Source organism: [Clostridium] citroniae WAL-17108, assembly GCF_000233455.1.
Classification (GTDB): domain Bacteria; phylum Bacillota; class Clostridia; order Lachnospirales; family Lachnospiraceae; genus Enterocloster; species Enterocloster citroniae.
Genome location: NZ_JH376420.1, coordinates 311185 through 323816, shown reverse-complemented (window position 1 = coordinate 323816; position 12632 = coordinate 311185). Strand labels below are relative to the sequence as shown.

The window sequence follows — 12632 nt, the reverse complement described above, 5'->3', positions numbered from 1 at the left end:
TAGCCGGATATGTCATATTTACAAGAGTAAAGAAGATAAAGGAACATAAGGACAAAAAAGAACAATAGGGAGGTAAAAAGAATGGGATTACGTTTAAAAATCGAAGGAAATGAGTCAATCAATCTGTTGGAAACCAGTATCATATCTGTGAAGTTTGGTGCGGATATTCCGCACGATTCTAATGCGAGATCCACAGATTTAGGCTCTACTGTGCTGATTAAAGGAAAAATATTGGCGGCAGTAGACGGTGAAACTGCGGATGATACCAGTAAGATTGCGAGATGGTCTCTTGTTCCGGCAGAGAACTCAGACTGTTACCGGAGAGTACAGATTGACGTTGTCAATGCGTCTCAGATCGTAAGACAGATTTCGATTCCGAATGCGTTCGTAATTGACTACGAAGAAGATTTTACGGATGATACTGGCGCTGGCGTCTTTACACTTTTGCTCAAACAGAAGAAAGATAAGATGGCTAATCTGAAATTTGAGGGCGGCTTCAGCGGAGAATAATGTGGGAAAGAAATACCAAATTTCGATAGAATCAGATAGATCCGCTAACCGGTGATGAAAAGAAAGGAAGGAGTATATTATGGGATTTAAGTTAAAAGTAGAAGGACCGTCAACCATTGATTTGGGAACCACAATTGTTACAGGAGTGAAGTTCAGAACAGATATTCCCCATGACAGCAACGCCCGTTCCACTGACATGGGAAGCACTGTAGAGATTACAGGGAAAATTTTAACAGCGGTGGATGGAGATCCATTTGACAGCACAAGACAGCTGGGTGTTTGGGCGCTTGTCCCGGCAGAGAAGTCTGACTGTTACCGCAAGGTCAGCATTGAAGTCATTGCGGCGTCTCAGGTGGTACGTAAGTATACATATCCAAATGCTTTCGTGGTTGACTACAAAGAAGATTATGGAGACACGGAAGGTGTGGGAACCTTTACGCTGATTATTAAACAGAAAAAGGACAAGATGGCGCAGGTTACTGTAGAAGGCGGGTACAGCGCATAAATATTGCAGGAGTTGTGCAAGCAGCTTTCGCGGACCGTTATCAAAGGGCTGCCTATTATTGAGGGCAGCCCTTTTCTTATAAGATGAACGTTCAAACGGGACAGACAGAGGGCTATGATGAAAGATTATTACAGGATACTCGGGGTATCAGAGCAGGCTGCGGAAAAGGAAATAAAAGCTGCATATCGGAAACTGGCAAAACAGTATCATCCGGATGTAGTACAGGATGACGCAGAAAAAACACAGCGCATGTATGAAATCCAGGAGGCATATGAGTGCCTTGGAGACGAGAAAAGCCGAAAGGAATATGACAAGGCCCGGATGCGGAACTGTTCTGGCTATCAAGCGGGAAAACAACGTTCAGAGAATACGAATGAGCGTGAAGAGAAGAACGGGCAGCCGGCGCCTGACATGAGCCAGTTTGAACGATTCTTCGGGTTTCAGCCGGGAAAAGGGATGGAAACATATCAGGGTAAAAAAGGTGAAGCCAGAAAACCGGATGGACCAATCAAGCCGGAGGAAATGTTTGCAGCCTTTTTTGGCAGACAAAACCATAAAGGGGACAGGCGTTAGAAGATGAAAACAAGTAAAACGGTAAAAATAGCGGCAGATATTCTCATCTTATTATGCAGCGGCATCCTGCTGCTTAGCATGTATATCGGAAATGTGGATAGAAGGTGGTTCTGGACTCTTATGTGCATCCTGCTGTTCATCATGATCGGAGCAGCAGCAGATTTAACGGCTCAGATTCGGAAGCGGGCAGGAACTAAGCACAGTTTGCCAGCGGATGATATGACCATACGGCAGCTGGTTCTTTTAGATGAGCAAAATAAACCAATTAAATCCTGGGAGTTGTCAGGAAAAATAGCGGTTATCATAGGGAAAAAGAACGAAGAGGAAGAGGTGGATGTGGATTTAGAGGATTGTGAATACAGTACATTTATTAATCCGCAGCACGCAGCACTGAACTTCTGCCAGAATTTTTGGTATGTTGAAGATTTAAACTCGCAAAATGGCGTACAGGTAAAGAAAGTGGAAGATGGTATATGTTATAAGGTGCTTAACCGTCCCTGCAGAGTTATGCCGGGAGACATCATTTATATTGCGAATACAAGGCTTCTGCTGACTTAAAATACAATTTTAGATCATCAAAGAGGGGAGATAAGAGCAGGATGAGTTTGACAAGATGCCCGATTGGACATGTATATAATGCAAGACGTTATGGGAAAATATGCCCCTATTGCAACATGAAGGTTCAGGATGAGAGCGCGGCAACCAAGCCAATGGGATTTGAACCGCCGGTGGAACTTCTTCAGGAGGAGATACGGCCGGTATGCGGGTGGATTATCTGCATTGAGGGAGCAAGGGTAGGTATGGATTATAAAATCCATGATGGAAAAAATTTTGTGGGACGTGGGGATGAGATGGATATTCAAATCCTTGGTGACAACGCAATTAATCGGAAAAACCATACAATTATAGTTTACGATTCTAAAAAAATGAATACGGTTATTCTTCCTGGTGACGCGGCCGGACTGGCCTACTTAAATGATGAGGCGGTTTATGTTCCTACGGAATTAAAACCATATGACACCATTAGTTTGGGAAACAGCAGATTTTTATTTGTGCCTTTATGTGGAACAAGTTTTAGTTGGGATGATGTGAAATGATGGGAACCGTAATGATTCAGACCGTTACTGCTGTGATTTTGGTTATTGCGATTGCAGTGCGGGTTATTCTCTGCCGGCAACAGGAAAATCAGGAAGAAACGTCCGGAGCGGGAATCAGCCAGACAAATGGACGGAAAGAAATACAGGCGGACGTTGTTCTGGCATTTACTAATGACGCGGGAACCATGGCTGTTCTGGCAGACGGGATAGGGAACCAAAATACGGGAAAGCTGTGCGCGCAGTTGGCAGCGGATACTATAATGGACCGTTATGAACCCTATCGTGTTTTAAATAACCCGGATTATTTCTTTAAAAGCACCTTTGCCGAAGCGAACCGGCGGATTCAAATGACCATAGGGGAGCGCCGGGGCGGGGCAAGCCTGGCGGCGGTTTTTATAGACAAACACCATTTATATTATGCGATTGCAGGAAATGTGCGTATTGCCTTAAAACGTGGTGAGGAATTGATTCCTTTGAGCCGTGGGCAGACAATTGACGTGCTGGCTGCAGAGGCTTATGAGAATGGTGCCATATCCAGACAAGAGGCTATCTGGAGCATGGATGAAAAGCGGGTATGGAATTACCTGGGCATGGATGGTTTCCGGGAAATTGAACGATGTGAACAGCCTATACAGCTAAAACCGGGCGATGTGATATTAATTGCCAGCAAAGGTATATTTGAAGAGCTATCCTGGGGCGAGATGGAAGATATCCTGTTAAATGGGACATCTGTACAGGAACAGGCGGATACAATGGTCCGGAAGGCAGAATCAAAATTAAACCCGGAGATGGATAACGGAAGCGTACTGCTTCTGAATGTACAAACGGAGGCAGCAGATGAGAAGGATAAACTCGGAATTTAAGACCGCCAATCTATCAGAGGAGGGGCAGGAACTTTCCAACAGGGATTATTTCGGATATGTGGAGATGGATGACTTCGCCTGTTATGTCCTGGCAGACAGCCTGGATGAAGAACCATCTGTCAATAGCGCGCAGCTGGTTGTAGAGAGTTTGATCCGAAACTTTACGGAACGGCCCGCTATGGGAAAAGGCCGACTGAAAAGCTATCTGGAGCAGGCGCATAAAGAACTGTTGAAGCAGCATGGGGGAATTCACCTCAAAGCATCCGTGGTTATAGCCGTAACGGACTATAAAAAAATACGGTACTGCTATGTGGGAAACAGCCGGTTTTATCTGATTCGGAATACAAGAATTTTAGAACGGTCGGTTGATCAGTCTTTGACCCAGAACTTGCTGGAGGAAGAAAAAATCCCGCTTGACCAGGCGGCAGCCCATGAAGCCAGGAATAATCTGTACTCATTCTTAGGAGAACGAGGAACCCCTAAAATTCAGGTTTCCAGGAAGATAAAGCTGGAGAATGGTGATATCTTTGCAGTCCTGTCGCGGGGCGTGTGGGAACGATGCAGTGACCAGGAGCTTCTTGATTTTACAAATGAAGCCAAGGAACCCCAGGAAATATTGGACCAGACAGAGGACCTGATATTAAAGGTTCAGGAAGAAACGCATATTGATAACTATACACTGGCAGTCACCTTTGTAAACAAGACCTATCAGTCACCAAGAAAGCGATGGACCGTTAAAAAAGTCCTCTTGATTGCGCTCCCGGTGCTTCTAATTGTGGGAGGAATCAGCCTTGGCCTGTATCTGCGCCACCGCAGTATACGGATTAAAAAGGAGAACCTGGCCCAGTATATGGACAGCGGGGAAACGTACTTAAGATATGACAATTATCAGAAGGCGGCCGAAGAGTACGGGGAGGCATTGAAGTTAGCAAAGAACCTGAAACGGCAGGAAGATACAGAGGAAGCTGACCAGTATAAAAAATTGGCGGAGCAGATAATCCTTTCAGATGAAGCGATGGCTGCCGGTGAATACCAGAAAGCACAGAGTCTGTACCTGACGGCCAGGGATATGTCTGTAGAGGCAGGGAATGTAGGAAAGAGCTATATTGACAGCCAGCTCAAGCTTACAAAAGATTATATTGACGTTTTTGACTTGATCGAGCTGGGAGAGCAGAAGGAAGCCAACGGTAATATGGAAGGGGCAGTTGAAACTTACAAAGAAGCCAGAGATAAAGCGGCGTCCCTTTATTACTCAGCCGGAAAAGAAGAGGCTCTTGAAAAGCAGGCGGCAGCAGAGGAAAAGTTAGATAAAGCAGAGCAGCAGGAAAAGGCTGCGAAAAAAGAAAACGAAGAATCCGCAGCGGCTGAGGCTGCAAAACAGCAGCAGGAGGAAGAGGCAAAGAAGGAACTGGAAAACCAGCAAAAAGCCAATGACCAGCAGAACGCCATTGAGCTTGAAAATAAGGGAAATGAACTGTTGGCGGAAGGCAAGTATGAGAATGCCATTACGTTTTATCAGACGGCCCAGGCAATCTATGTGCGTCTGGAACTGGCGGAGCTGGCAGATGGTATTAACGGAAAGATTGCCGCGGCAAGAGCTGGCATAGAGGCGGTAAAACAGGCAGAGGAAGAAGCGCGGAAACTGGCCCAGGAACAGGAGAATGCAAAGGCAGAAACTAAGGAGTATGGACCAGGGACAGCCGTGCAATAAAAGGTAAAGCGAGGGAGTAACATGAGCCGATATACATATACCCTGAATCAGAATCAGAAAACAGAAGAACATACAACATATAAGCGTAAAGACCTGGAGAAGATGACTTTATTCCACTTAAGAGAAATCTGCAGAAAAGAGCGGGTAGTGGTGCCGTCCGCCCAATCTGCTGACAGAGAAGGTCTGATCCGTTTGATTATGCGGTTCAGGGGACAGAAAGAGTATCGGCATATCAATACAGCTCAGGAAGGCGGCCTGGAGCGTTTACAGGAATTTGTACAGAATAATAAGGTTCATATAACGGATAAACAGCAGATTCGGATACCTGGAACAATTACATTGTATCAGGAGACCGGAATGAATGAATTAGACGGTTACAAGGTGCAGTCAGATAACAAACTTTATGAAGGAAACTTAATCCTGATTGATGAACTGTTTCAGATTTACACCTGTTTTTATATACAGGAAATAAATGGAATCCATTATCTTTTCAAAGGTAAGGGAGTGCCTGTACGACCATTGGAAAAACATCAGTATTTTATCCTTTACCTGCCAAACGAACGGGATTCTGAATTTCTCTATGATTGTTACTATGGAAATCGTGTATCGGTTCCAGGTTATGTGGAGGGAATCCGGATTCCATTGTTGGATATACAGGAAAAGGAGATTGTAAAGGCAGACCTTCCGCTTGTAATAGATTTTGGAAGTTCCAATACTACGATGGGGATTTGTCTTCCGGATGGAACTACAAAAATTGCATTAGATAAAGGTCAGACAATTATTCCCAGCATGATTGGTGTAAAAGGAGTATTAGAAGACAAAACAGAATTCGTATTTGGATATGAAGCGCTGGCTCTGACCGGAGAAAATTATCAGGATGAAGACGTTACTGTGTTTTACGATATCAAACGATGGATCAGTGACGCGGATAGAAAACAGAGTGTCACCCTGAAAAACGGATATAAATACCAGATCGACAGAAAAGAAATGCTGAGGGCGTACCTTGACTATTTGATTGACCTGGCCCGTCAGCAATTCAAATGCACATTTACATGCATCCAGCTCCTAGCACCAATACGCCAAAAGAAAAAGTTTGAAGAACTATTTACTCAAATTCTTCCGGAGTACAGTGTCAATTGCGAACTGGATGAGGGAATGGCCGTATTATTTAATAGTATCAACAGAATGATTAACCAAAACCAGTATGAGAAAGACCGGTGGTATCACGCATTGATTATTGATTGTGGTGGAGGAACTACGGATTTAACTTCCGGACTGTTCCGCATCAACAATAACCGGGTATCATATATCGTTGATTTGGAAACAAAGTATGAAAATGGTGATACTAATTTTGGAGGAAATAACCTGACATATCGGATTATGCAGCTGCTGAAAATCAGGATTGTGTTTGAACTGGGATTTATGAAAAAGGAAAATTTTATGGGTTCAGAGAATGCATTTTCATATGAAAAGCTGGAACAACTCTACCAGCAGGCCGAACACTATATTCCAACCCTTTTTAGGGATTACCGGGAACGCAGCAGAGAACAGTATTTCTTTGTGAAAAACAACTATTACTATTTATTTGAAATGGCGGAAACAATTAAAAAACAATTTTTTCAGTCTAAATTTCGATACGAGTTATATGTAAGTACTGATAAAAACAATGAGGAAGGGGCTGTTTTTCTTGATAGATGGAAACTCTCAATTATTGCAGATGGCCTCTTTGATCATATTCATGAGTCAGTAGAATTCCCACTATATTTGAATGAGATCGAAGAATTGTTAAGACCGGATATCTACCAGCTAATGGAGCATTTTCTGGATGAAAAATTCGAGCAGGGAGAGTTGCAGGATTACGAGATGATTAAGCTCACAGGACAGTCCTGTAAGTCCAGGCTGTTTACAGAGGCTCTCAAACAATATGTTCCCGGGAAACGGATTCAGAATACAAAGCATGAGAGTGATGGGACAGAACTGAAAATGTGCTGTTTAGAAGGTGCATTAGCGTATTTCTTAAACTGTAAGCGCGGATATATGAAGGTCAATCAGAGATATCAAGTGGGAACCCTGCCTTATGAAATAATGGCGCTCACTCATGAGAATAAAGAGAAAATTTTGATTAAGAGCTTAGACCGTGAGAATCATATCGGGTATATATCCCGTTTTATGATAGGAAATCAGCTTGATTTGTATTTGAATAATGAGCAGGGGGAACGGCTAAAGACCTATTACTTTAAATATGATACATCAAAATTTGAAAAAACCACCCAGGAGGAGATCGACCGCTGCTATCAGAATACAGTCATCCAGGAGGAAACAGACATCATTCTGGAGGGAGAAATGAAGTTCTTTGTATGGGTATCAAGAGAACGGTGGGGATTTGTGGTACTTCCTATTTTGAGGGAGGGAGAGCTGTTGTATAGAGGACGAGAAACATTTTTTGATTTTGAGGATGATACTTGGGAACTTAATTTCTTTGACGGGAGGAAGTAAAAATGGATCATGCCAATGATATGAGAGAAATGATTCGAACAGAAATTCGCTCTATAAATAGCCTTGAGGAACGAGTTGCTTTTAAAGAACTAATGGAAAGTGTTTTCTTGGCACTATATGAAACAAACGAAAAAATGTATCAAGATTTAGAGCATCGAATTATGGACGATTTGGCATATGATATTAATCGTTACTGCATACAGACTGGATTGGTGGAAAGAAAGTTTTTTGATAGTTCCCATCACATAATGTCTGCTATGCAAGAAGATGATTTAGTTCAGACGGCTTATGCTGTAGCAGATATAAAAGAAAAATTAGAGAAAAATGGTACTTATCGATTAACTACAGTGTTTTTAAAGTGTGATTACCTTATTTATAACGAAATATTAAAAAGATCATATGATTTTCAAGCTGTTATTGTAGCGGACAAGGAGTATCCAGTCCAAATACACTTAAAAAGTAGTAAACGCTATTTAAATCAAATTGAACATTTATATCATCTTTTTATGGCAAATGGGATTCCGTGGCAAACGGTAAATGCGCCATATTTATTTAAAATGGCTGATGTATGTATTAATGAGCTTCCTAATGAAATAGGGGATGATGCAATCATAACAGATTTGCGAATAAACTGTGGCGAATATAATAAACTTGTTTGTTATGATATGGTGCCGATTTGGAATCTCCTCCATGTTAAACTTGGTAGTATTGGTTTTCCTATTGCTTGTGGGGATCACAGAAATTATGAACATATAGTTTCGATAAGCCAATATGGAGGTGAAAATGCTTACCTTGTATCTGAAAAGTCAGGAATTCAAAATATACGTCAGACGAAAGATAAATTATTGATTACAGGTGAAATAAATACTGTGAAAAAATGGGATATTTATATCATTCGTAATGGTGAAGAATACAAAATTGACAAGTACACTTATCCGGTAATGCGAAATTTAAAAAAAGATAATTTTTCAGAACGGTTTCAACGAAAAAATCAAAGAAAAGTGAAAACAAAAGCTGAATTGGAGCGTATTATTATAAGTTTTGGTTTACAAGACTTTATTGAATATCAGGATTGCTATTTAACAAATGATTTGGTTTCGCAAGAGACGTATTCTATGAATTTCTTTATGGAAGATGAGATACGCGATGGAACTGCTGAAAAGAAGCTTGTATTTACTTTTAAGTCAAAAAAGATGGAAGAATGGCTTTTACGAGATCTCATCAGTTTTATTGTATCTGAAATTCAAGAAATATATCCGGAATATCATTGCTGTGGAATCTTAAAATAAAAGGTAATGTACTTGAAAGGAGATAGAATGAATTACTTATGGGAATGTATGCTTCAAATCATGCAACAGGAAATCCCAGAAGAAAAAATACAGTTTCAAATTGCGAAAGAATATAGTCCATATATGGAATTGTCTTTGCCATATTTAAATCAAGGTAATATCAAGGATAGAATTGTTATTGAAGTTAATCCATACTACCGTTTTTACGATATTTTTAAAAATTTATATGAACCGAATCTAACCGATTTTAAACAGCTAAGAAAGAGTTTAACGAATCTTATATTTCATAGCTTGTCACAAAGTGATTCATTGTCTGGAATGACGAGGATGGAGTACCTAAAGAAACTATTGTACCAGGATATTAAAATATCTGTGTATGGAGATTTTTATAAAAGCTCTATTTCTTATTTTACTCGTAATGAAAGAGAATTAATTCTAAGTGGAATTATTAGGCAGCAACAAATAGGAAGTTCTCTGGATATTTTTAAAAATATTGCTACAGCATTAATTAGTAATATTATTATTTATCATAATAATGATAATGCACATGAAATCCTTATCTTTATAGGACAGAAAAAAAACAATGAACTTGAGGTGAAAATGACGTTTTTAATCCGTATGTTTTTAGAAATTCAATATAAAGTGGAGCTTTATTATGAATACCATTTTGGCATAATTGGCGTAGAGGAAACGATGGTAATTGACGAAATGTCATTATGTTAGCATGCCATCGATTATTTTAAGGAGGATTTCAAATGTTTCAATATATATATCCACAGTTTCAGAGCAAACGCTTGCTAAGGGCTGAAATGTTAGAACAGCTCCGCGATTATCCCAGAACTATAGTGGAGCTGGCTTTTAACGATTTTTCAGACGGGGTTATTTCAGGGTGTGAAATCAGATGGGAAAATGAAGAGTTAATTGTAGAACGAGGCATGATTTTATATAAAAAGAAACTGTATTTTCTATCCGAACCATATGCACTGTCTTGTAAAGCCCAAGATAGAATGAGATTTTTGAAAGTAAGATTTACAGAAGAATATCAGGAAACTACAAAAATATTTGGAGTGGGTGAGATTGTTTTAGAAAATAAAGAGATCGATTTGTCCTGTGAATTGGAGCTATGCCGTTTCTATCTGCAAGAAGGTGCAAAACTTCGTACACGGTACGAAAATTTCGAGGATTATTCTACGAGATACGATACAGTGAATCTCATTAATACACCATATGCGGCTAAGGTTGAGTGTACATTATCTCCTGCGCTCTTAATACAGTATGCAACGGAATTAGTCGATACCGTAACTTCAAATAATATAGATATTAGTTTTGCTATGAACATATTGGCTCAGGGAGGAGTTGTACCAATTAGATATATTCGACTTTATCTCAAAATGCGATGTAAAAAAGAGTTTTCTAATATGAATCAGTATGAAATATATCAGGAATTATTGTCTGTTTTAAAAGAATTAAGACAGGAAAATCACGAGATAAAAAGACAGAACAAGAGAAGCAGAGAGATTCTGTTAGTATAGTGGCGAGGGAGGAGATTGTATGGAAGCACTGGATGAAAAAATTGCAATGCTGGAACGAGGGCAACGTCTTGAAAAAAGAAAATCTGAACAAGTGATTATTGAAGCTGTGGAAGAAGAGCAGTTATCAATTGATGACATAAGAGCTGGGATACAAAAAGGACATGTCGTATTTCCAGAAGATCGTGAATTGACATTTAAAACGAATTTTTTATTCTCGGAAAAAATTCCTTTGATTTATATAGATGATTTTTATACAGATTATCAGGAAACTGAGGAAATGGTTATTTATGTAAACAATAAGAGGGACATGGGGCAGACACTGGTGCATTTACCTAAGGAAATGGAGAAAATAAGTGTAGAATCCTGGGCTGAGCAGATAAAAACTGGGATGAAAGAACAGGGGCTGTATACAGATATTGTAAAGAAGAAAAAATTGGAAAATTTAGATTATATTATATACCGGACACCCTCCAAGAGGGGGTGGATTTATAATATAATCTTTCGAATTCATAAAGAAAAATGGAATATTGTGGGAGCATATAATTGCAAGGAAGATGATAAGGACACTTACGGATTACTTATGGAAGCTATGGTACTGGAAATGCAGATGCAGATAAAATAAAAGGGAGGCTCCTATGGCGAATGCAATTACATATAAAGATATTTTCTTATCATTACCTGGCGTACTACATCTTAAAAAATTAGTAATACAAGAGAACGTGGGAAATCACATTGTTATGTCTTTACAAGCAATTATGAACGCAGAATTGGATGATTATGCATTCTATGATTTGCCGGAGACCATATCCTTAAATTATTTTCAAAATAATCAAGAGAAAATTTTGTTTAAAGGAGTAATTTCCAGCGCTGTTTTAAAAAAAGATGGTGGAAACCGTATTATTGAAATAGTAGCTAGTGATGCAACGTATTGGATGGATATAGATCGAAAGACACGTTGTTTTCAGAATATAGAAAAAACAGTTTCAGAAGTGATTGCAGAAATTATGAAAGGATATGGAGAAAGTGATAGTTTATGTAACATTCCAGATAGACCGATTGGTGAATTGATTTTTCAATATGAGGAAACCGACTGGGAATTCTTAAAACGATTTTTATCTAAATATAATGAGAGTCTGTATCCAGCAGCAACTTTTGAAACGATACATTTCCAGGCCGGTATAGCAACCCAGAATGAAGATGTAAATTGGGACTACTATCCTTATCAGAAAAACAAGGACTTTAGTCGTTTGGCATATCTATCAAAGAATGGTTTTACTGAATTACTCCCAGCACAGTTTACATTTTATCGTTTAGAAAATCATGATGTTGTTGCGCTGGGAAGTCAAATCCGTTATAAAGGAAATTTGCTATATGTGTCCAGAATAAAGCGTGAACTTAATAATGGTCTTTTAGTTAATACTTATGAATTAAAGCAAAAAGAGGCGATGTTAATAGAACGGTTTTATAATTCACGGTTAACTGGAATATCACAATATGCAACTGTAGTAAACACTCAAAGAGACCGTGTACAGGTTGTAATGCAAAAAGACTTAATAGCAGAAAGCTGTTATTGGTATCCTTTTTCTTCCGTATCATCATCTTCTGATGGAAGTGGATGGTATTGTATGCCTGAAAAGGGTGAGAGTGTTAGGGTCTATTTTCCTACAGAAAATGAGAGTGAAGCGTATGTAATAACTTGTGTCAAGGGACATGTACCAGCGGGAGAGCAGGATCCAATGGGAAACCCTTCTGTTAGAAGTATATCAACGGATGCAGGGAACTTGGTTCAGTTCAATGATGATGGAATCTTAATTGAAGCAAAAACAGGGGATGCATCAATTAGTTTAAAAAATAGTGGAGAGATTATAGTATCAGGACCGCTAAAAATTGATTTATCTCCAACAACTTCCTGTAGTCTTTCAGCAAAAACGATTAATTGTGAAACGAGTGGATTAGTCAAGGTTATTGATGATTCCGGGGTAAACATTACAGCGGGAACAGCTGGTGTGTTTTTAAATGCAAAGGAAATCCATGAGAACTAGGGAGGGTTATATCA

Annotated in this window: 13 protein-coding genes; all 13 read left to right on the top strand. The window is 39.6% G+C overall.

What is annotated here, in order from left to right:
- Positions 1 to 81: 81 nt before the first annotated feature.
- The 13 genes from HMPREF9469_RS01420 to HMPREF9469_RS01360 all read left to right on the top strand — a co-directional run bounded on the left by HMPREF9469_RS01420 (position 82) and on the right by HMPREF9469_RS01360 (position 12618).
- Positions 82 to 510, top strand: coding sequence for a hypothetical protein (locus HMPREF9469_RS01420; RefSeq protein ID WP_007858407.1), 429 nt, complete (start codon positions 82 to 84; stop codon positions 508 to 510).
- Between the two features lie 79 nt (positions 511 to 589).
- Positions 590 to 1015 carry a hypothetical protein gene (locus HMPREF9469_RS01415; protein WP_007858405.1) on the top strand — a complete coding sequence of 142 codons (426 nt, stop codon included), beginning with the start codon at positions 590 to 592 and terminating at the stop codon, positions 1013 to 1015.
- Positions 1016 to 1129: 114 nt separating this feature from the next.
- On the top strand, positions 1130 to 1588 hold the full coding sequence (locus HMPREF9469_RS01410; protein WP_227883932.1) for a DnaJ domain-containing protein: 459 nt from the start codon (positions 1130 to 1132) through the stop codon (positions 1586 to 1588).
- Positions 1589 to 1708: 120 nt separating this feature from the next.
- Positions 1709 to 2146 (top strand): FHA domain-containing protein, encoded by a 438-nt coding sequence (locus HMPREF9469_RS30470; protein ID WP_227883930.1) that lies wholly within the window; start codon positions 1709 to 1711, stop codon positions 2144 to 2146.
- 41 nt (positions 2147 to 2187) lie between these two features.
- Positions 2188 to 2685, top strand: coding sequence for an FHA domain-containing protein (locus HMPREF9469_RS01400; RefSeq protein ID WP_007858399.1), 498 nt, complete (start codon positions 2188 to 2190; stop codon positions 2683 to 2685).
- Complete coding sequence (locus HMPREF9469_RS01395; protein ID WP_007858397.1) at positions 2682 to 3548, top strand: PP2C family protein-serine/threonine phosphatase; 867 nt, start codon at positions 2682 to 2684, stop codon at positions 3546 to 3548. The genes HMPREF9469_RS01400 and HMPREF9469_RS01395 overlap by 4 nt, the downstream gene beginning before the upstream one ends.
- On the top strand, positions 3523 to 5259 hold the full coding sequence (locus HMPREF9469_RS01390; RefSeq protein WP_007858396.1) for a PP2C family protein-serine/threonine phosphatase: 1737 nt from the start codon (positions 3523 to 3525) through the stop codon (positions 5257 to 5259). Before HMPREF9469_RS01395 ends, HMPREF9469_RS01390 begins: the two co-directional genes overlap by 26 nt.
- Positions 5260 to 5616: 357 nt before the next feature.
- Positions 5617 to 7755, top strand: coding sequence for an Hsp70 family protein (locus tag HMPREF9469_RS01385; RefSeq protein WP_227883928.1), 2139 nt, complete (start codon positions 5617 to 5619; stop codon positions 7753 to 7755).
- A gap of 2 nt (positions 7756 to 7757) precedes the next feature.
- Positions 7758 to 9044, top strand: a complete 1287-nt coding sequence (locus HMPREF9469_RS01380; protein WP_007858394.1) for a hypothetical protein — start codon at positions 7758 to 7760, stop codon at positions 9042 to 9044.
- A 27-nt stretch (positions 9045 to 9071) separates the two neighbouring features.
- Positions 9072 to 9767 (top strand): hypothetical protein, encoded by a 696-nt coding sequence (locus HMPREF9469_RS01375; protein WP_007858393.1) that lies wholly within the window; start codon positions 9072 to 9074, stop codon positions 9765 to 9767.
- A 32-nt stretch (positions 9768 to 9799) separates the two neighbouring features.
- Positions 9800 to 10576, top strand: coding sequence for a hypothetical protein (locus HMPREF9469_RS01370; protein WP_007858392.1), 777 nt, complete (start codon positions 9800 to 9802; stop codon positions 10574 to 10576).
- A gap of 19 nt (positions 10577 to 10595) precedes the next feature.
- Positions 10596 to 11198 (top strand): hypothetical protein, encoded by a 603-nt coding sequence (locus HMPREF9469_RS01365; protein ID WP_007858391.1) that lies wholly within the window; start codon positions 10596 to 10598, stop codon positions 11196 to 11198.
- 13 nt (positions 11199 to 11211) lie between these two features.
- On the top strand, positions 11212 to 12618 hold the full coding sequence (locus HMPREF9469_RS01360) for a contractile injection system protein, VgrG/Pvc8 family (RefSeq protein WP_007858390.1): 1407 nt from the start codon (positions 11212 to 11214) through the stop codon (positions 12616 to 12618).
- The last annotated feature ends 14 nt before the right edge of the window (positions 12619 to 12632 follow it).